An 18,652-nucleotide genomic window follows, 5' to 3' on the forward strand; every position below is an offset into this window, starting at 1 on the left:
TTTTCGCGCCAATTTTCGAGCCGGGCTTTAGCCCGCAATTCCGGACTCCACCAATGACAATGCATCGTTACCGCAGCCACACCTGTGCCCAATTGAGAAAGACCGACGTCGGCAATTCGGTCCGCCTGTCCGGCTGGGTGCATCGCGTGCGCGACCATGGCGGGCTGCTCTTCATAGATCTGCGCGACCATTACGGCCTGACCCAGATCGTCGCCGATCCGGACTCGCCGGCCTTCAAGGTCGCCGAGACGGTGCGCGGCGAATGGGTGATCCGCGTCGACGGCGAGGTCAAGGCGCGCCTGCCGGAGACCGTCAACGCCAATTTGCCGACTGGCGGGATCGAGATTTTCGCGCGCGAGATCGAAGTGCTGTCGGCGGCCAAGGAACTGCCGCTGCCGGTGTTCGGCGAGCCTGAATACCCCGAGGACATCCGCCTGAAATACCGCTTCCTCGACCTGCGCCGCGAGACGCTGCACAGGAACATCGTTGCGCGCACCAAGATCATCGCCGAGATGCGCAAGCGCATGGACGAGGTTGGTTTCACCGAGTTCTCGACGCCGATCCTGACCGCGTCGTCGCCCGAAGGCGCGCGCGACTTCCTGGTGCCCTCGCGCATCCATCCCGGCACCTTCTATGCCCTGCCGCAGGCGCCGCAGCAGTATAAGCAGCTGATCATGGTCTCCGGCTTCGACCGCTACTTCCAGATCGCGCCCTGCTTCCGTGACGAGGATCCGCGCGCCGACCGCCTGCCCGGCGAGTTCTATCAGCTCGACCTCGAGATGAGCTTCGTCGAGCAGGATGACGTGCTCTCCACCATGGAGCCGGTGCTTCGCGGCGTCTTCGAGACCTTTGCCGCCGGCAAGCCGGTGACTCAGCAATTCCGCCGCATTCCCTTCGACGAGGCGATGCGGACCTACGGCACCGACAAGCCGGACCTGCGCAACCCGATCGAGATGCAGGCGGTCTCGGATCATTTCCGCGATTCCGGCTTCAAGGTCTTCGCCAACATCCTGGCCAACGATCCGAAGGCCGAAGTCTGGGCTATCCCCGCCAAGACCGGCGGCAGCCGCGCCTTCTGCGATCGCATGAACTCCTGGGCGCAGGGCGAGGGCCAGCCAGGCCTCGGATACATCTTCTGGCGCAAGGAGGGCGACAAGCTCGAAGGCGCCGGACCGATCGCCAAGAACATCGGTGAGGAACGCACCGAGGCGGTGCGCCAGCAGCTTGGCCTTGCCGATGGCGACGCCGCCTTCTTCGTTGCCGGCGACCCGAAGAAGTTCGTTTCCTTCGCGGGCGCCGCGCGCACCCGCGCCGGCGAGGAATTGAACCTCGTCGACCGCGATCGCTTCGAGCTCTGCTGGATCGTCGACTTCCCGTTCTTCGAATGGAACGAGGACGAGAAGAAGATCGACTTCGCCCACAATCCGTTCTCCATGCCGCAAGGCGGCATCGACGCGCTCGGCGGTCAGGAGCCGCTGGGCATCAAGGCGTTCCAATACGACATGGTCTGCAACGGTTTCGAGATCGCTTCCGGCGGCATCCGCAATCACCTGCCGGAGACCATGGTCAAGGCCTTCGAGATGGTCGGCCTCGATCGCCAGACGGTCGAGGAGCGCTTCGGCGGCCTCTACCGCGCCTTCCAGTACGGCGCGCCGCCGCATGGCGGCATGGCGGCCGGCATCGACCGCATCGTCATGCTTTTGGTCGGCGCCAAGAACCTGCGCGAGGTCACCATGTTCCCGATGAACCAGCAGGCCTACGACCTGCTGATGAACGCGCCTTCGGAGGCAACCCCGCAGCAGCTTCGGGAGCTGTCGCTGCGCGTCGCCGTGGCGAAGAAGGACTGACGAGAGGACTCTTCCTGAATCGATGGTAGCTCCGGGAGCGATTGGCGGCTGGCGATCGCTCCCAGAGCCATTTTCTCAAGGATTGGGTCAGAGCGTGTGGGCAACCGCCCGGATTTCAACCAATTGCTGCGGGAATGCCAAACCCGAGACCCCGAGGAGGGTCACGGCGGGCCGGTGTGGTCCGACATACTCTTGTAAAGAGCGACGAACGCCTTCGTCGAGGAGATCAGGCCCCGATCGTAGGAAAACGGCGATCCGGATCATCCGAACCGCCGTTGGATAATGCTCGCAGGTGCGAAGCGCCCCGATCAGTCCTCGTTCGCCTTGACCTTCACGCCCAGCGTCTTCGGCAGGTCGAGCGGGTTGGACATGGCGCCGGCCATGATCAGCGCGAACGGCACCGACGCCGGCGGTTCGGCCGAGATCTCTAGGCTCTTGGGGTCGTCGAGGAACCTGTTGACCGCGGCCGACACCTCGGCCGTCAGTTCGGGATTGTTGAGCTGCGCCATGCCGAACGGCACGATCGCCTTGGCCTGGTTGGCGACGTCCTTGCCGGACATGCCCTGCTGCTTGCCGACATAGTCGAGCACCTTGCCGGTCAGCGAATCGTCGTCGAAGCGCACCGAGGCGCCGTTGAAGGACAGCTGCTGCAAGAGGCCGAGCATGGCCATGCCCTGCGCGGAATTGTCGGCACCCTCCGGCTGTGCGGCGAACTTCTTTTGCATCTCCTGCATCGACTTGATGAAGTCGAGGGTGTAGCCGCCGAGATTGAAGGTCATGCCGAGCGTGCCGGCATTCTCGACCGAGATGTCGTATTTCGAGAGCTCCATCTTGCCGTCGCTGGGCTGCCAGGTGCCGGCCATCGAGACCGTACCGGAGATGTTCTGGTAGCCGAGCGCTTGGATCGCCTCCTTCGACTTCGGGTCCTCGACCAGTGTCAGGTCGGCGTTGAACTTTTCCGTGTTGGCGGTGAAATCCATCGCCTTGCCGTCGGCCGGCGGGGTGATCTGGACGGCCAGCCCGTCCATCGAGAAGGCCGTCTTGTCGCCGACCTTGACCGTCATGTTGGAGAGCTCGGCCGACTTGTACATCATCAGCGAGCCGAGCGGGTCGGTGCTGCCTTCGGCCGGCACCTTCATGCCGTGAATGACAACGGGGCTGAGGTTGAGCGTCACGCCGTCCTGGCTGCGCTCGAATGCCGAGCTCGAGACGGTCGCGATCTCGAAGCCGCCATTGGCCTCGGTGATGCCCTCCAGCTTCACGTCGCCGATCGGCAGGGCTTGCTTTTCAGCTGCCGGCTTGATGGACACGCCCTGCAGCACCGCGTTCGAATCGTCGCCGGAGACGCCGGTCCAGGAAATGTCGACGCCCTGGGCGGCAAGGGCCGCCTTGACGCGCTCGGCCACCGCCGGATCGGCGGCGAAGGCGGTGTTGAGCGGCAGGGCCAGCAGAATGGTTGAAAAAGCCAGTTTCTTGAGCATTGAGCGTTGAATTGTCATGGCGAGTTCCCTGTCCTGAAAAGTGTTTTTGAATTCTACTCCGTCACCATTCCGCGACGAACGGGTCGGGAACAAGGCGTTTCCCGGCACATTTGTCGAAAACGGCGATGAAAAGCAAACCCGGCCGGCACGCTTTGCATGATGCGGTGAATTTGTCATGAAGACCGCGGCTCTCCTGCGCCGGCGCGTTGCCTGCCCAGATAGAGGGCGCATGTAACAGATTGATGTTGGCCGGTTAGCCCGCTTGCTGCCGGGGCCGGTTGCAGAATGGGCAAACTGGAATGCTCGCCTTGCCGGTTCCGTGAAATCCTTCACGTCGCTGTTTGCGACGAATCCGCCGACTTCCAACCCGGCGCTTGCCGCGAATCACCCGCTCGGCTAGTCCAAATCCATGGGCAAAAGGCATTTGCCGCCTGAAGACAATGGCGGCGGCGACAACATCGAACCGGTCGATCTGAAGGAAGCGCTCGAGAAGCGCTATCTCGCCTATGCGCTGTCGACCATCATGCACCGGGCGCTGCCGGATGTGCGGGACGGACTGAAGCCGGTCCATCGCCGCATCATGCATGCCATGCGGCTCTTGCGGCTCAACCCGGATCAGGGCTTCGCCAAATGCGCCCGCATCGTCGGCGAGGTGATGGGTAAGTTCCATCCGCATGGCGACCAGTCGATCTACGACGCGCTGGTGCGGCTCGCGCAGGAATTCTCGATGCGCTACCCGCTGGTCGACGGGCAGGGCAATTTCGGCAATATCGACGGCGATAACGCCGCCGCCATGCGCTACACCGAAGCGCGCATGACGGAGGTGGCGACTGAGCTGCTTGCCGGCATCACCGAGGACGCCGTCGACTTCCGGCCGACCTATAATGAGGAGGACGAGGAACCCTCCGTTCTTCCCGGCGCCTTCCCGAACCTGCTCGCCAACGGCTCGTCCGGCATTGCGGTCGGCATGGCGACCTCGATCCCGCCGCACAACGCCGCCGAGCTTTGTGACGCGGCACTTCATCTGATCGAGCATCCCGACGCGCCGGTGGCGAAGCTGATGGATTTCGTCCAAGGGCCGGATTTCCCGACCGGCGGCATCATCGTCGACAGCCGCGCCTCGATCCTCGAAGCCTATGAGAGCGGCCGCGGCGGTTTCCGCGTGCGCTCCAGATGGAGCCAGGAGGACCAGGGCAGGGGCACCTGGAGCATCGTCGTCACCGAAATCCCCTATGGCGTCCAGAAGGCCAGGCTGATCGAGAAGATCGCCGAGCTCCTGATGGCGCGCAAGCTGCCGCTGCTCGAGGACGTCCGCGACGAAAGCGCCGAGGATATCCGTATCGTGCTGGTGCCGAAGAGCCGTAGCGTCGATCCAGGCATCCTGATGGAATCGCTGTTCAAGCTGACCGAACTCGAAAGCCGCTTCCCGCTCAACATGAACGTGCTGTCGCGCGGCAAGGTGCCGAACGTCCTGTCGCTGAAGGGCGTGCTGAAGGAATGGCTCGATCACCGCCGCGACGTGCTGATCCGCCGCTCGAGATATCGGCTGGGCGAGATCGAGAAGCGGCTGGAAATCCTGGCCGGCTATCTGATCGCCTATTTGAACATCGACGAGGTGATCAGGATCATCCGCGAGGAGGACGAGCCCAAGCAGGTGATGATGGCCCGCTGGTCGCTCACCGACAATCAGGCCGAGGCCATTCTCAACATGCGGCTGCGCGCCCTGCGCAAGCTCGAAGAGATCGAAATCCGCAAGGAGTTCGACGGCCTTACCGAGGAGAAGAAGCAGATCGAGGCATTGCTTGCCTCCGACGCCAAGCAATGGGCGACGATCAAGTGGGAAGTCGCTGAGGTTCGTAAGAAGTTCGGTCCGGAGACCGAGCTCGGCAAACGCCGCACCCAGTTCGCCGACGCGCCCGAGCATGACCTCACCGATATCGCGCACGCCATGATCGAGCGCGAGCCTGTCACCGTCGTGGTTTCGGAAAAGGGCTGGCTGCGCGCGATGAAGGGGCACCTGACCGACTATTCGCAGCTTGCCTTCAAGGAAGGCGACAGCCTGAAGCTCGCCTTCCACGCGCAGACGACCGACAAAATCCTGGTCTTCACCACCGGCGGCAAGTTCTACACCATCGGCGCCGACCGGCTGCCGGGCGGGCGCGGCCATGGCGAGCCGATCCGCATCATCGTCGACATGGAGAACGACCAGGACATCGTCACCGCCTTTGTGCACGATCCGAAGCGCAGGCTGCTTCTGGTCTCATACGACGCCAACGGCTTCGTCGTCTCCGAGGAAGAGGTGATCGCCAACACCCGCAAGGGCAAGCAGGTGATGAACGTCAAGGCGCCGGACGAGGCCAAACGCTGCATTCCGGTTGCCGGCGACCATCTCGCCATCGTCGGCGAGAATCGCAAGATGCTGATCTTCCCGCTGTCCGAAATCCCGGAAATGGCGCGAGGCAAGGGTGTGCGCCTGCAGAAATACAAGGACGGCGGCGTGCTGGACCTTAAGACCTTCACGATTGCAGCGGGGCTGACCTGGCAAGATTCGGCCGACCGCACCTTCACCAAGTCGCGCGAGGAATTGGCCGAGTGGATCGGCGCCCGCGCAGCCGCCGGTCGCATGGTGCCGAAGGGTTTCCCGAGGACGGGCAAGTTCGGCTAGCGAGGCTCCCCTTCTCCCCTGTAGGAGAAGGTGTCGCCGAAGGCGACGGACGAGGGTGTTCCAGGGAACACAGACATCTCACTCCGCTGGAACATCCCTGATCCGTCTCGGCGCTACGCGCCCATCCACCATCTCTCACAGGGGAGGAGGCTAGGCGCAAACATTTGGACTATCGTCACGATTGCTGCACTATGATGGTGCATAAGCAACCATCGGAGCTGGCAGGGGAGAACCGCAGGGTTGAAGCGGGCTGAGATCCAGAAACCAGGGCAGCGCCTGTTCGGTCTGTCGGCGCCGCTGAGGGCTGCCGTCATCCCGCCGCTGTCGGCGGCGCGCTGGCTCCTGGTGCTGATCGTCGCCGCCGGCGTCTATTTCTTCCACGGCTTCCTGTTCCCGGTGCTGGCGGCGCTCGTCATCGCCTTCGCCAGCTGGCCGCTCTACCGCCGGCTGCTCGCCGGGGTCGGCGGCAACCGCACGATCGCCGCGACCCTCGCGATCCTGTTCATCCTGACCTTCCTGGTGGTGCCGATAGCGCTCGCCGGCACTTACGCCATCAACGAGCTTCGCGAGTGGGTGGTGTGGGCGATCGAGACCAACCGCAACGGGTCCGCCACGCCGCAATGGATCGCCACCATGCCGGTCGTCGGCGAATGGCTGAACCAGCAGTGGATGGCCAATCTCGGCCATCCCGGCGGCATCGGCGAACTGATCCAGATGGTCAGCGGCTCCAACATCGGCACCATCTATCGCGGCGCGCTGGCCGCCGGCGGCAGCGCCTTCGGCCTGCTGCTCACGCTGCTCTTCATGCTGATCGCGCTGTTCTTTGCCTATCGCGACGGCGAGGGCTTCGCGGCGCAGGTCGATCGCCTCGGCGAGCGCATCCTGCCGACGCGCTGGGAGCGCATCTCGCGTGTCGTGCCGGCCACCATTTCATCGACCGTCACCGGCATGACCGTCATCGCCATTGGCGAGGGCGTGGTGCTCGGCGTCGCCTATTGGCTGGCCGGCGTGCCGTCGCCGGTCACGCTCGGGGCGCTTACCGGCATCATGGCGCTGATCCCGGGCGGCGCGCCGCTCTCCTTTACGCTGGTGTCGATCTACCTCGCGGCCAGCGGCAAGTTGTTTGCGGGCCTTGCGCTGTTCGTCTGGGGCGCGGTCGAGCTTTTCATCGTCGACAAGACGCTGCGCCCGAAGCTGGTCGGCGGGCCGATCAAGCTGCCTTTCCTGCCGACCTTCTTCGGCCTGATCGGCGGCGTCAAGACGATGGGCTTCCTCGGCCTCTTCATAGGCCCTGTATTGATGGCGCTGCTCGTCGCCATCTGGCGCGAATGGCTGCGCGAGGTCGAGCTGATGGATGAGCTTCCACCTGCCGCTGAAGAAGGGAACGGGCCGCCACGGATCGAGACGGCGCCTGAGACCAGGAAAATTCAGGCCGGGTAGGCGACGGCGAGCGCCGCGCGGCGCCTGCGGCCTTCGTGCAATTGCCAGAGCGAGTGGGCTACCAGCGCCACGATCAGGATCGCGCCGCCGATCAGGCTGTTTCGTGTCGGAGCCTCGGCAAAGACCAGCCAGACCCAGACAGGCGCGAGCACCGTCTCCAGAACGTAGAACATCGCCACCTCCGGCCCTGAAACATATTTCGGGCCGGCGGCGAGACAGAAGAACGAGATCGGCATGATCACCGCGCCGTTGAAGATGATCCACCACGGCGCGTTGACGTGCAGCCCTTCACCCGAGACCATGAATGCGGCGAGCGCCAGCGGAAAGACGACGCCGATCAGCGCGGTGAAGCCCATGTCTTTGCCGCTGGCGCGCGAGATGGTGATGGCGAGTGCGACGAAGAAAGCCGAGCAGAGCGCCATGAAGTCGCCGAACAGTTTTCCGGTGCCGACCGAACCGCCGACAATGATCAGCACGCCGACGATCATCGCCAGCATTGCGATCACGGTGCTCAGCCGCGGTCGTTCTCTGAGGAACAGCCAGGAGAGCAGCGCCGCGAAGACGGTGTTGAAGGCCAGGATGAAGACGAGGTCGGCGGTCGAGGTATGATAGACGGCGGTGACGAAAGTGATCGAGGTCAGGCCGTAGCAGATCGCCGCGGCCAGGCCCGACCAGCCGGGGATGAGCTTCGGCACGTTGCCGCGCACCGCGCGCCAGACGACCCAAATCAACAGGGTGGCGACAAGCGTTGTCCCGGTCCGCAGCGCCATGATGGTCCACGGGCTGCCATCCGCGAGCCGGATCAGGGGAATGTCGAAGGTGAGCACCAGGCCGCCGATAGCGGTGATCAGCAGGCCTTTCTGATGGTCGTGGTGGGAAGACATGATAGGTCTCGCAATGATTTGCAGGCGGTGGCTGGCTCGATGGCGCACTCTTCCAGCGAGTGGCGGAAACACCAGCTTCCTGCCCCTTGAAACAGTTTAAGAACGGGCTTTGGAAAAAACGTCAGCGACTGACCGCTTCGTGGTCGTAGCGTTCCCAGCCTTTCGGGCCGAGATGCTCCTGCGGCATGAAACGCATCTTATAGCTCATCTTGCGCGAGCCGTTGACCCAGTAGCCGAGATAGACGTGGGGCAGTCCCATCGCCTTGGCGCGGGCGATGTGATCGAGGATCATGAAGGTGCCGAGCGAGCGGTCCTCGAAATCGGGATTGAAGTAGGAATAGACCATCGACAAGCCGTCGGCCATCTTGTCGGTCAGCGCCACCGCGATCAATTCACCCTGGCCCTTGCCGGTGATGAAGGTGTCGGGGCCGCGGCGCCGGTATTCGATGATCTTGGTGTCGACATGCGTGTCCTCGACCATCATCGCATAGTCGAGCACTGTCATGTCGGACATCCCGCCGCGGCGATGGCGCGCGTCGAGATAGGCGCGAAACAGCGAATATTGCTCGGTGGAAGGCTGCGCGTCGTGCATGGCGCCGATGAGGTCGGCATTGCGCTGGGTGACGCGGCGCATGTTGCGGCTGGCGGTAAACTCCTGCGCCAGGATGCGCACCGACACGCAGGCGCGGCAGGATTCGCAGGCTGGCCGGTAGGCGATGTTCTGGGAACGCCGGAAGCCGCCTTGCGTGAGCAGATCGTTCATCTCGGGCGCCTTGTCGCCGACAAGGTGCGTGAACACCTTGCGCTCGAACTGGCCCTCCAGATAGGGGCACGGGGACGGCGCGGTCAGGAAGAACTGCGGCGACTGGGTCGGATGCTGCGTCATCGATTCTTGGACACGCTCCTGCGAATCGGCCTACCTTTGGCCCGGCCGGCGAAAAATTCAACAGGATTGTGCTGTCTCGGCCGGCCCAAGCTGTTCATAATCTAGCACAACCGGCGCGGCGAGGGCGGCCGCACATATCGTCAGCTATCGGTGCGGGTGACGACGGTGCCGAGAAGCAGGTCGTGCAGCGTGCGCTTGCGATCGGAAAACAGCGTGACCAGCAGCACCAGCGGCGTCAGGATGACGTTGCCGGCCCAGAACAGCATCGAATGCACGACGGCGGTCAGGCCGTCGATGCGCGTGCCGTCGAGCCTCTCAAGCCGGATGCCCATGATCTTCATGCCGGTTGTGGCCTGGTCGCGGCTGCCCAGCGTGTTCCAGATATAGAGGATGGCAACCGCCGGAAGCAGGACGGAGAACAGCGCCCAGCCCAGGCCGAAGGTCAAAAGCCCGAGTAGGGCGACCAATATGGCGAAGGGGATGGTGAGCAGCGCCACGAAGAAATAGTCGAGGATGAAGGCGAAGACGCGCCTGGTGCGCACGCCGCGGTAGGCGCGTGTATCCTCGAGCCTTGTGGTGATAATCTCGCCGTCCAGCACGCGCGTGTTCATGTGTCATGCCCTCGCAACAGACCAGAAATGAGTCTCGGCCATTCGCCACTGAAATGGTGAAAGCCGGTGGCGGAATCAAGATGGACTGCTCGTGACGCCCGCGCGGCAGGCTGTGGCGAGCGGCACTGCGGCGATTGAATTCATGGCGCGGATCGCGTTAGCCTGCGGCGGCGCAAAAAGACGCCGAGGGGATGTGGAATATGGACTACGACATGTTGGTCATCGGCAGCGGCCCCTCCGGGCGCCGCGCCGCGGTGCAGTCGGCCAAGCTCGGCAAGTCGGTTTTGGTCGTCGATAGGGGCCGGCGTCTCGGCGGCGTCTCCGTGCACACCGGCACCATTCCATCCAAGACGCTGCGCGAAACCGTGCTCAATCTCTCCGGCTGGCGCGAGCGCGGCTTCTACGGGCGCGGCTATCGGGTCAAGCAGGATATTTCGGTCAGCGACCTCGTCGAGCGCCTGCGCAAGACGCTCGATCACGAAGTCGAGGTGCTACAGCATCAGTTCATGCGCAACGCGGTCAAAAGCGCGCGGGCCACGGCCAAGTTCATCGGCGCCAACAAGGTCAGCCTGACCACCGACAATGGCGACTACAGCGAGATCGGTTTCGCCAATGCGCTGATCGCCGTCGGCACCAGGCCGCACCGCCCGCGCGACGTGCCGTTCGACAAGACGCGCGTCTTCGACAGCGACGAGATGCTGGAACTCGACCGGTTGCCGCGCACGCTGACCGTCATCGGCGCCGGCGTCATCGGCGTCGAATACGCGACCATCTTTTCGGCGCTCGACGTGCCGGTGACGCTGGTCGAGCCGCGCAACACCATCCTCGATTTCGTCGATCGCGAAATCGTCGACGACTTCATCCATCAGATGCGCGACCGCGGCATGACCATTCGCCTCGGCAGCACGGTGAAGGAAATCGCCTCCAAGCCCGATCATGCCGAAGTGACGCTTGCCGATGGCCGTACCATTCGCTCCGAAATCGTGCTTTACGCTGCCGGCCGCAGCGGCAATCTTGGCAGCCTCGGGCTCGACGTGGTCGGCATCGAGGCCGACAGCCGCGGCCGCATCAAGGTCGATCCCCAGACATTTCAGACCAGCGCGCCCAATATCTATGCCACCGGCGACGTCATCGGGTTTCCGAGTCTGGCCTCGACCTCGATGGAGCAGGGCAGGGTGGCTGCCTGCCATGCCTTCGGCGTGGCGCTGCCACCGCCGCCGGAAACCTTCCCTTACGGGATCTACGCCGTGCCGGAAATCTCCACCGTCGGCCAATCGGAGGAGCAGGTGCGCGAGAGCGGGATCGCCTATGAGGTCGGCGTGGCGCGCTTCCGGGAAACCTCGCGCGGCCACATCATGGGCGTCAACTCAGGTTTCCTGAAGCTCCTGTTCTCGGTCGACACGCGCCGCCTGCTCGGCGCCCATATCGTCGGCGAGGGCGCGACCGAGCTCATCCATATCGGCCAGGCGGTGATCAATCTCGGCGGCACGGTCGACTTCTTCGTCAACAACACCTTCAACTATCCGACGCTGGCCGAAGCCTACAAGATCGCCGGGCTGGATGCCTGGAACCGGATGGGGCAGGGCTAGCCTCGGCAGCAGCGTCTATCTCTCGTCAGGCGGCCGGCGTCGAGGTCGCGGCAAGCCACTGCCGGGCGATCGCGGCATCCGCGGCGCCGAACTCGTGGCCGGAGGCGACGATGCGCGCATCGACCTCGGCACGGCGCTGGCTGAAGAGCGTCACCAAGGCTGGCGCGAACGGGCCGTAGGTCTGGTCGGCCGCGCCGGCGATGATCAGCACTCGCGTTGCGGCAAGATCGGTCGCCGGCGCATCGTCGAGCACCGGCATGGCCCTGAGCAGCGCCGCCTGCCTGACGAGGCCCGGGTGAAGCAGCATCAGCGTGGAAACCAGATTGGCGCCGTTTGAGTAACCCAGGAAGGTCGCGCGAGTGAGATCAAGCTCGTGGTGCCGTGCGGCTTCCACCGCGAATTGGGCGAAAGCGGCCGTCTCCGCGCGGATGCTCGACTGCTCGAAGCTGGTCGGCGTGATTCGCTCGAACCAGCGAAAACCGTCCTCCTGGCGGATGCGGCCGCGTGCTGCGACAACCACCGCGCGCGGCGCGATCCGCCTCGCCAGCGGCAAAAGTGTCGCTTCGTCCACGCCCGATCCATGCAGCACGAAAAGGCATTCGCCGCTCGCATTTTCCGGTCTGATCAGACGATAGGAAAAGGGCAGATCACGCTGCAGCTCGCTGTTTTTGCTGTCATGTTCGGACATGATCAGATCCTTTTGATTCTACGGTGATTTCGCTGATTTGCCGGCTTCAAAACGGAATGTTTTCAAGCTCCGCGAAAGTTGATTGAACCCGGCGCATTTCGGGCCGTTTCTGCGCCGATACACTCCCGAACGGGAGGAATCGAAGCGGTGCGTCGGGGGTCGCATTGCTGGACATGAAACACCAGCTCTGAGGCCTTTTGTCGATGACCATCCCCGTTTCTCAACGCGATACGCGTATCGATGTGCTGCGCGCGCTCGCCTTGCTCACCATTTTCGTCGACCACGTGCCGGGTACCGTCTTCGAAAACCTGACCTACAAGAACCTCGGCTTTTCCGATGCGGCAGAGGCCTTCGTTTTGATCTCCGGCATCTCGGTGGCGCTCGCCTATGGCACCAAGTTCAAGCCGGGGGGCAGGCTGCTGGCGACCCTCAAGATGTGGCGGCGCGCCGGCGTGCTCTACGTCACCCACATCGTCATCACCATGCTGGTGATCGCCCTGTTTTCCGCCACGGCCGTGTTCGCCCACCGCCCGGAGCTGTTGGAGATGATCAACATCGAGCCGCTGATGAAGGACACGCCGGAGGTGCTTTTCGGCATCGTCACCCTCGGCCATCAGCTCGGCTACAACAACATCCTGCCGGTCTATGCGGCGCTGCTTCTGGCGGCGCCGGCCTTCGTTCTGTTCGTCAGCTACAGGCCCGTGGCGGCACTGACCGTGTCCGGGCTGCTGTGGCTGGTCGCCGGCATCTGGCAGATCGCTCCGCCGAATTATCCCGAGCCGGGTCTCTGGTTCTTGAACCCGCTGTCCTGGCAGTTTCTGTTCAACATCGGCCTTGCCGCCATGCTGCATATCAAGCGCGGCGGCACCATCCCCGTAAACCGGTGGCTGCTGGGTTTCGCCGGCGTCTATGTGGTGGGCGCGGCGATCTGGGTGCACAGCCCACTCTGGGGGCAGATCACCTGGTTCAATCTGCCGGTGGTGATCGGCGGCTTCGACAAGACCTTCCTGTCGCTGCCGCGGCTGCTGCATATCTTGGCCGTCAGCTATCTGGTAGTCGCCCTGCCGGCCTTATCGAACCTTTTTCGCGCCAAGCGCGACAATCCGCTGGCGATCCTCGGCAAGCGCTCGCTGCCCGTTTTCGTTGCCGGAACGCTGATCGCCATGGCCGCTCAGGTGCTCAAGCTGATCAATCCGGGCGGCCTCGCCTATGACACGCTGCTGATCGCTGCCGGCATCGCCATGCAGTTCGCGCTGGCGCTCTATCTCGAATGGCTCGCCGGTCTCGGCCCGACCCGCATCAAGCCGGCGCGTGCGGAGCCGGCGCGCACCGGGTTCCCTGTGCCGCCCATGCCGGCGCGGGTCGGCGGATATTGAGATGTGGTTCTAGGATATGGGAGCAGGGCCCGTTGAGGCCCTGACGACGAGCTCAACGCCCATCGTTTCGCGCCGCACCGCGCCGTCATAGTCGAGGATCATGCGCGCAGCCCGCCGGCCGATCTCGGTGATCGGCTGCGCGATCGTGGTCAGCGGCGGGTCGCAGAGCGCGCCGTCGGGCACGCCGTCGAAGCCGACAACGGAAACGTCTTCCGGCACTTTCAGACCGCGCGCAGTCAGCCAGTCGATGGCGATCATGGCCATCCTGTCCGACATTGCCAGGATAGCGGTCGGCCGCTCGCCGCCGGCAAAGATCGCTTCGAGCCCGGCCCAGGTGCTCCTTTGCTCGTTCTCGGTCTCGAAGACCGGGATGCTCTTCGTGTCGACACCGAAGCCGGACAGTTCCTCGAAATAGCCGGCCAGACGATCGCGCGTTCCCGTGTAGACGGCCGAGCGGACCATTTCGGGCGTGACGAAGCCGGTGCGGTCATCGCCGAGAGTAAGCGACAGCACGGCGAAACGGCGATGCCCGAGTTCGGCAAGATGCCGCGCGGCGAGCCGTCCGCCAGCGATATTGTCGACGCCGATGGCCGAGATCGTCTCGTCGTGAAAGCCGAGCTCCAACGCCACGAAGGGCAGCCTGCGTTCGCGCGTCAGCTCGACGAGACGCGAGCCGCCTTCGATGCAGAACAGGATGAAACCGTCGACAAGCGCGCTCTGGATGTTCCAGGCGAGCTTCTCCTGGTTGGCCGCCGAAACCAATGCGATGCCGGCGCCGGTGGCGTCGCAGGCCTCGGAAATGCCGGCCATCATGACGCGCGCGAAGGGATCCTCGAAGAAGTAGGAAAGGGGCTCGGTCGTGCCGACGCCGATGGCATTGACCTTGCCGGCGCGCAGCAGGCGGCCTTTCGGATCAGGCCCGGCGTAACCCATCGCCTCCGCCACCGCCCTGACCCGCTCGCGCACCTCGGCGCGCACGACCTCCGGGCGACTGAAGACATTGGAGGCCGTCCCATGCGAGACGCCCGCCGCCTTGGCAATATCCGCCAGCCGGATGGGGCGTGCCTGGCCTTCGATGAGTGATGCCATGTCTGTTCTCCGAATCCGGTCGCATGTCGAACATGGACGCGGAATGTCCGACGGTCCACTTACCATTTTTGTTGGATCGATTCAAATTTCTCCTTGACTTCGGCGGTGCAGGGCTTATGACTGAATCGATCCAAGTCACCTGACATGAAGCAAGATACGAGAAGGAGGGTGCCATGCATCCGGTCAACTTTTTGTTCGAGGACGTCTACCGCAACGATTGGGGCATTGCTTCGGCCGCGCAGAGTGAGCGGCGCCGCGGCAAGACAGGCCCGTGGAAGCGTCAGCCCCGCTTCATCGTGGAGCGCAAGCGCGCCTGAGCAGCCAGTCTTTTTCGCGTCGATCGGTTGGATCGATTCAATTGAAGGAACCAAGCCATGCATCCCATCAGCCATCTTTTCGAGGACATCTTCGCAACTATTGGGGCATCTCGCCGGCAACCGACCGGCCGGAACGCCGGCGCGCGGCGGAGCCGGCGTCGCGCCAGCGGCGCCTGCGTCGGGGAGGGCGGTAGTCGCGGCCCATTTTCCGACGAGCCTCAGCAATGGCAAGGCGGATCTAGGACCCTGGGCGCCACAGCGCCGAGACCGCAATCGCCAGCCAGCCGACGATAAGCAGCGTGCCGCCGATCGGCGCCGACATCGGAAACAGTCGCGAACCGAGGAAATCCCGGGCGAGAAGATCGCCCGAGAACAGCAGCAGGCCGACAAGGAGCGCCAGGCTTGCGATCCTGAGATACCGGCTGCCGCCGATAAGACCGATGGCGAGGAAGACCGGCGCATGCATCAGCAGGAAGGATGCGGCCGTGCCGGTGAAGGCGCCGCCGCGATGCGCGGCCGCCGCCGACAGCGCCACCCCTGCCGCGCCGACGAGACCGCCTGCCAGCACGAGGATGCGGCTGCCGCCGTCTGATGGTTGCCCGGCAAGACTCATTTCGATGCTCCGTCTTCGATCGCGCGCGGCTCAGGATTCGCCGGCTTCGAGCAGCATATGCCGTGCGCGCCGCGTCTGGACAATCCAGTTATAGACCGCCCCCAGCGCCATCAGCACCGATGTGCCCAAGAACACCGCCCGCATGCCGAAATGGCCGCCGACGAAGCCTCCGGCGAGCGGTCCCGCGACCTGGCCGACATACTGCGCCGAGATCGATAGTCCGAGCACATTGCCGCCGACGCCGTCGGGGATGTTGTGACGGATGACGCTGGTGATGCAGGGCAGGAGGCCGCCCAGCGCCAGCCCCATCAGGAAGCGCAACCCGATCAGCTGCCAGCCGTCGGTGACGAAAGCTTGCGGGACAAGCAGCAGCGCAGAAATCGCGAGCGCGCCGACGACCACGTTCCAGTGGCCGACCCGATCGGCAAGCTTGCCCAGCCACGACGAGGACAGGATGGTTCCAAGTGCGGCCGCCGACATCACCACGCCCGCAACCATCGTCACCTTGCTCTGGTCCGCGACGAGCTGCTGCACATAGACCGTGATGATCGGCTCGATCGACATGGTTGCAAGGGCGAGCAGCATGCCGGTCGTCAGCATCGCGACGACCGGGCGCTTGTCGGGAATCTGTGCCCAGCCGCTCTTCGGCTTTGCCGACGAGACAGGTTTGGGAGCCGGCGGGTTTTCCTTGATCAGGAAAGTCGTGGCCAGGAAAGCGAGAAAGATGACAGCGCCCGACAACAGGAAGGTGGCGCGGATGCCGATCAGCGGCGGCAGCATGCCACCAAGCAGCGGTCCGACCAGCGAGCCGGCCGTGATGCCGGCCGACAGCACGCCGAGCGCCCAGCCGGAGCGCTCCTTTGGCGTCTGCATCGCCACCAATATCGTCGATCCCGAGGAGTAGCCGCCGGCAAAGCCGATCAGGAGCCTCAGCAACACCAATTGCCAGACGCTTTCGACCATACCGGTCAGCGACATGCAGATCGCCATGCCGAACGAGGCGCGCACCAGCATCAGCTTGCGGCCGTAACGGTCGCCGAGCCGCCCCCACAGAGGGGCGACCAGCGCCGCGGCAAAGAAGGTGGCACCGTAAGCAACTCCTGACCATTGCACGATTGCCGCGTGCCCTTTGGCACCCAGCTGTTCGACATAAAGCGGCAGGAACGGCAACAGCAGCGTCATGGCAATCAGCGTGCTGAACGAGCCGGCGAAGCAGACGGCGAGATTGCGTCGCCAATGGATATTGTAGCCGCTCTGGGTGCTGTTTTCTGCCATGTCATGCCTACTTGGTTGTCCGGGATTGTTCCGGATACCATTTTGGGATACCAGATCGGTATCCGTCATGAACCTCAACCCCGCCGCTGTCAATGCGGCGCCGAAGAGCGGAACGACAAATGTCGCAAATGCAGAATGTCGAAAGGCAGCTTCGCGAAATGATCCTCGGGCTCGAGATCGGCCCGGGCGAGCGGCTGACCGAGCGTTGGATCGAAAGCCGCTTCGGCGCCTCCCGCACCCCGGTCAGGGCGGCGCTGCTGCGCCTCGAGACCGAAGGGCTGATCGCTCGTGACGGCCGCGGCTGGACGGTGGCGCCGATCAATCTCGCCGAGCTCGGCCAGATCGCCGTCTACCGCGAGGCGGTCGAGGTGGCGGCGGTGCGGTTGACGGCGTCGCTGGAAGATCGCAGCGGGATCGAGGTGATCGCGGCGATGCTCGATTCCTGCGACGCCGGTCCGCCGCGCGAGGAATGGCACCGCGTTGGTCTGGATTTTCACATCGAGCTGGCCAGGCTTTCCGGCAATGAATTCCTGCTTAGGGGAGTCCGCGATGCAATGACCAGGCTCTCCCGCGCGCGTTGGCTGGAAGTGCGCGACGAGGCGGCGCTTGGCCGCGCCTGGGCCGAGCACCACGCCATCCTGGCTGCCGTGCGAAAGGGTGACGCCGAAAAGGCGGCACGGCTGCTCTCGGCGCACATCGCCGGCAGCCGCTACCGCCTGGTGACTTCGCTGCATGACGACCGGCGCGGCCTGCGCGCCAGGGGCTTTGCCGTCGTCGCTGCCTGATCCTCGGCCATCGTCGAATATTAGAACTTCAACAAGTTCGTCAGCTTGGGCGGGCTTGCAAGATGTTCGGCACAATGCTGTAGGAGGCGACGGACATCTTTAAACGACGGACGCATGGCCTCGCCCTTACGCACCGCAGCGCGGGTATTTTATTTCATACGCAACATCACGCGCGATGTGGCGCCGCAGGCTCTCTTTCGCCAGCGGCTTGCGCGCCGGCTGGACCAGGCGAGGCTCTCCAGCAAAACGGTCCGTGATCGGGTCAACTACTACAACCGGCTCGACCATAGCTTCGTGCCGAGCGCGGCGGCCGTGCCGGCCAGTCAAATACCCAAGTTCGGGAGTATGTACTATTACGACCTGAAGGAGTTCGCCCGCTACTTCGATCGCCACCTGCTCATCGATCTCGAGTTCGGCGACGTCGTCGACGTTCCGGCGGTGCCATCAATCGTCAAGGATCGCCCGATCCGCAACGACAACGGCAACGCCGTGATCATGAAGCTCGACAAGTTCCGCCATTTCAACATGCCAAAGGACAATCTGTCCTTCGCCGACAAGCGCCCGATGGCGGTCTGGCGCGGTCATTTCAACAATCCGATCCGCAAACGGTTCGTCGATGCCGTGCGCGACCTGCCGTCTTGCGATGCCGGCTCGCCCAAGCCTAGCGCCCCGGAGAACTATCGCAAGCCGTATCTCACGATCGCGCAGCAGCGGCAGTTCCGCTACATCGTCTCGCTCGAAGGCAATGACGTGGCGACGAACCTCAAGTGGATCATGAGCTCGAATTCGCTCTGCCTGATGCCGCCGCCGACCTACGAAACCTGGTTCGCCGAGGCTGAGCTCGAGGCCGATGTCCACTACGTGCCTCTGGCGTCGGATTTTTCGGACGTCGCCGACAAGATCGCCTATTTCGAAAAGCACCCGGCGGAAGCCCAACGCATCATAACGGCGGCCAACGCCTATTGCCGCCGGTTCAGCAACGAAAAGGACGAGCGGGCGGTATCGCTGCTCGTCCTCTACAAATATTTCGTGCTCAGCGGCCAGGTCGAACCCGACCCGGAAGTCTGGCGTTTTATCGCCGGCTGACCTCCGCGCCTTTCGGGCGC

At 63.9% G+C, this 18,652-nt stretch carries 16 protein-coding genes; 8 read left to right on the forward strand and 8 right to left on the reverse strand.

Annotated features, from left to right (window positions below):
* Nucleotides 1–59 precede the first annotated feature (59 nt).
* Nucleotides 60–1,847, forward strand: a complete 1,788-nt coding sequence (gene aspS / locus CK215_RS15875; protein WP_067000662.1) for an aspartate--tRNA ligase — start codon at nucleotides 60–62, stop codon at nucleotides 1,845–1,847.
* A gap of 308 nt (nucleotides 1,848–2,155) precedes the next feature.
* On the opposite strand, the gene CK215_RS15885 is transcribed toward aspS, so the two are convergent.
* The gene (locus CK215_RS15885; RefSeq protein ID WP_095831463.1) at nucleotides 2,156–3,346 is read right to left on the reverse strand and encodes a hypothetical protein; all 1,191 of its coding nucleotides are present in this window, start codon (nucleotides 3,344–3,346) and stop codon (nucleotides 2,156–2,158) included.
* Nucleotides 3,347–3,737: 391 nt separating this feature from the next.
* Between CK215_RS15885 and parC the strand changes: the two genes are divergently transcribed.
* Both parC and CK215_RS15895 read left to right on the forward strand, forming a co-directional pair.
* The gene (gene parC, locus CK215_RS15890; protein ID WP_095831464.1) at nucleotides 3,738–5,993 is read left to right on the forward strand and encodes a DNA topoisomerase IV subunit A; all 2,256 of its coding nucleotides are present in this window, start codon (nucleotides 3,738–3,740) and stop codon (nucleotides 5,991–5,993) included.
* 240 nt (nucleotides 5,994–6,233) lie between these two features.
* Nucleotides 6,234–7,433, forward strand: coding sequence for an AI-2E family transporter (locus tag CK215_RS15895; protein ID WP_095831465.1), 1,200 nt, complete (start codon nucleotides 6,234–6,236; stop codon nucleotides 7,431–7,433).
* Here the strand turns inward: CK215_RS15895 and CK215_RS15900 are convergent.
* From CK215_RS15900 to CK215_RS15910, 3 genes are all read right to left on the reverse strand, one after another.
* Complete coding sequence (locus CK215_RS15900) at nucleotides 7,421–8,317, reverse strand: DMT family transporter (protein WP_095831466.1); 897 nt, start codon at nucleotides 8,315–8,317, stop codon at nucleotides 7,421–7,423. The genes CK215_RS15895 and CK215_RS15900 overlap by 13 nt on opposite strands.
* Nucleotides 8,318–8,438: 121 nt before the next feature.
* Nucleotides 8,439–9,203 (reverse strand): arginyltransferase, encoded by a 765-nt coding sequence (locus CK215_RS15905; protein ID WP_067000678.1) that lies wholly within the window; start codon nucleotides 9,201–9,203, stop codon nucleotides 8,439–8,441.
* A 140-nt stretch (nucleotides 9,204–9,343) separates the two neighbouring features.
* Nucleotides 9,344–9,814, reverse strand: a complete 471-nt coding sequence (locus tag CK215_RS15910) for an RDD family protein (RefSeq protein ID WP_095831467.1) — start codon at nucleotides 9,812–9,814, stop codon at nucleotides 9,344–9,346.
* A gap of 200 nt (nucleotides 9,815–10,014) precedes the next feature.
* Here CK215_RS15910 and sthA point away from each other — a divergent pair, with 200 nt between their 5' ends.
* Nucleotides 10,015–11,403, forward strand: coding sequence for a Si-specific NAD(P)(+) transhydrogenase (gene sthA, locus CK215_RS15915; protein ID WP_067000999.1), 1,389 nt, complete (start codon nucleotides 10,015–10,017; stop codon nucleotides 11,401–11,403).
* A gap of 25 nt (nucleotides 11,404–11,428) precedes the next feature.
* Here the strand turns inward: sthA and CK215_RS15920 are convergent, their stop codons facing one another.
* Nucleotides 11,429–12,091, reverse strand: a complete 663-nt coding sequence (locus tag CK215_RS15920; protein WP_095778626.1) for an alpha/beta hydrolase — start codon at nucleotides 12,089–12,091, stop codon at nucleotides 11,429–11,431.
* A 203-nt stretch (nucleotides 12,092–12,294) separates the two neighbouring features.
* Between CK215_RS15920 and opgC the strand changes: the two genes are divergently transcribed.
* The gene (gene opgC, locus CK215_RS15925; protein WP_095831468.1) at nucleotides 12,295–13,467 is read left to right on the forward strand and encodes an OpgC domain-containing protein; all 1,173 of its coding nucleotides are present in this window, start codon (nucleotides 12,295–12,297) and stop codon (nucleotides 13,465–13,467) included.
* 9 nt (nucleotides 13,468–13,476) lie between these two features.
* Here the strand turns inward: opgC and CK215_RS15930 are convergent, their stop codons facing one another.
* The gene (locus tag CK215_RS15930; RefSeq protein WP_067000691.1) at nucleotides 13,477–14,556 is read right to left on the reverse strand and encodes a substrate-binding domain-containing protein; all 1,080 of its coding nucleotides are present in this window, start codon (nucleotides 14,554–14,556) and stop codon (nucleotides 13,477–13,479) included.
* A gap of 173 nt (nucleotides 14,557–14,729) precedes the next feature.
* Here CK215_RS15930 and CK215_RS31310 point away from each other — a divergent pair, with 173 nt between their 5' ends.
* Nucleotides 14,730–14,873, forward strand: coding sequence for a hypothetical protein (locus CK215_RS31310; RefSeq protein ID WP_095831469.1), 144 nt, complete (start codon nucleotides 14,730–14,732; stop codon nucleotides 14,871–14,873).
* A 238-nt stretch (nucleotides 14,874–15,111) separates the two neighbouring features.
* Here the strand turns inward: CK215_RS31310 and CK215_RS15945 are convergent, their stop codons facing one another.
* Nucleotides 15,112–15,486 carry a DUF423 domain-containing protein gene (locus CK215_RS15945; protein ID WP_067000694.1) on the reverse strand — a complete coding sequence of 125 codons (375 nt, stop codon included), beginning with the start codon at nucleotides 15,484–15,486 and terminating at the stop codon, nucleotides 15,112–15,114.
* Between the two features lie 30 nt (nucleotides 15,487–15,516).
* Nucleotides 15,517–16,761 carry a multidrug efflux MFS transporter gene (locus tag CK215_RS15950; RefSeq protein ID WP_095831470.1) on the reverse strand — a complete coding sequence of 415 codons (1,245 nt, stop codon included), beginning with the start codon at nucleotides 16,759–16,761 and terminating at the stop codon, nucleotides 15,517–15,519.
* Between the two features lie 119 nt (nucleotides 16,762–16,880).
* Here CK215_RS15950 and CK215_RS15955 point away from each other — a divergent pair, with 119 nt between their 5' ends.
* Nucleotides 16,881–17,546 (forward strand): GntR family transcriptional regulator, encoded by a 666-nt coding sequence (locus tag CK215_RS15955; protein WP_095831471.1) that lies wholly within the window; start codon nucleotides 16,881–16,883, stop codon nucleotides 17,544–17,546.
* A 114-nt stretch (nucleotides 17,547–17,660) separates the two neighbouring features.
* On the forward strand, nucleotides 17,661–18,632 hold the full coding sequence (locus CK215_RS15960) for a glycosyl transferase family 90 (protein WP_095831472.1): 972 nt from the start codon (nucleotides 17,661–17,663) through the stop codon (nucleotides 18,630–18,632).
* Nucleotides 18,633–18,652: the final 20 nt, after the last annotated feature.

Origin of the sequence: Mesorhizobium sp. WSM3864 (genome assembly GCF_002294955.1) — a bacterium.
GTDB lineage: Bacteria > Pseudomonadota > Alphaproteobacteria > Rhizobiales > Rhizobiaceae > Mesorhizobium.

Excerpts from the sequence above, each read along its gene's own strand:
- CK215_RS15905 (WP_067000678.1), bottom strand. The coding sequence starts at position 9,203 with ATGACGCAGCATCCGACCCAGTCGCCGCAGTTCTTCCTGACCGCGCCG.
- CK215_RS15955 (WP_095831471.1), top strand. The coding sequence starts at position 16,881 with ATGTCGCAAATGCAGAATGTCGAAAGGCAGCTTCGCGAAATGATCCTC.
- CK215_RS15910 (WP_095831467.1), bottom strand. The coding sequence starts at position 9,814 with ATGAACACGCGCGTGCTGGACGGCGAGATTATCACCACAAGGCTCGAG.
- CK215_RS15930 (WP_067000691.1), bottom strand. The coding sequence starts at position 14,556 with ATGGCATCACTCATCGAAGGCCAGGCACGCCCCATCCGGCTGGCGGAT.
- CK215_RS15950 (WP_095831470.1), bottom strand. The coding sequence starts at position 16,761 with ATGGCAGAAAACAGCACCCAGAGCGGCTACAATATCCATTGGCGACGC.
- CK215_RS15900 (WP_095831466.1), bottom strand. The coding sequence starts at position 8,317 with ATGTCTTCCCACCACGACCATCAGAAAGGCCTGCTGATCACCGCTATC.
- sthA (WP_067000999.1), top strand. The coding sequence starts at position 10,015 with ATGGACTACGACATGTTGGTCATCGGCAGCGGCCCCTCCGGGCGCCGC.
- CK215_RS15920 (WP_095778626.1), bottom strand. The coding sequence starts at position 12,091 with ATGTCCGAACATGACAGCAAAAACAGCGAGCTGCAGCGTGATCTGCCC.
- aspS (WP_067000662.1), top strand. The coding sequence starts at position 60 with ATGCATCGTTACCGCAGCCACACCTGTGCCCAATTGAGAAAGACCGAC.
- opgC (WP_095831468.1), top strand. The coding sequence starts at position 12,295 with ATGACCATCCCCGTTTCTCAACGCGATACGCGTATCGATGTGCTGCGC.
- CK215_RS31310 (WP_095831469.1), top strand. The coding sequence starts at position 14,730 with ATGCATCCGGTCAACTTTTTGTTCGAGGACGTCTACCGCAACGATTGG.
- CK215_RS15885 (WP_095831463.1), bottom strand. The coding sequence starts at position 3,346 with ATGACAATTCAACGCTCAATGCTCAAGAAACTGGCTTTTTCAACCATT.
- CK215_RS15960 (WP_095831472.1), top strand. The coding sequence starts at position 17,661 with ATGGCCTCGCCCTTACGCACCGCAGCGCGGGTATTTTATTTCATACGC.
- parC (WP_095831464.1), top strand. The coding sequence starts at position 3,738 with ATGGGCAAAAGGCATTTGCCGCCTGAAGACAATGGCGGCGGCGACAAC.
- CK215_RS15945 (WP_067000694.1), bottom strand. The coding sequence starts at position 15,486 with ATGAGTCTTGCCGGGCAACCATCAGACGGCGGCAGCCGCATCCTCGTG.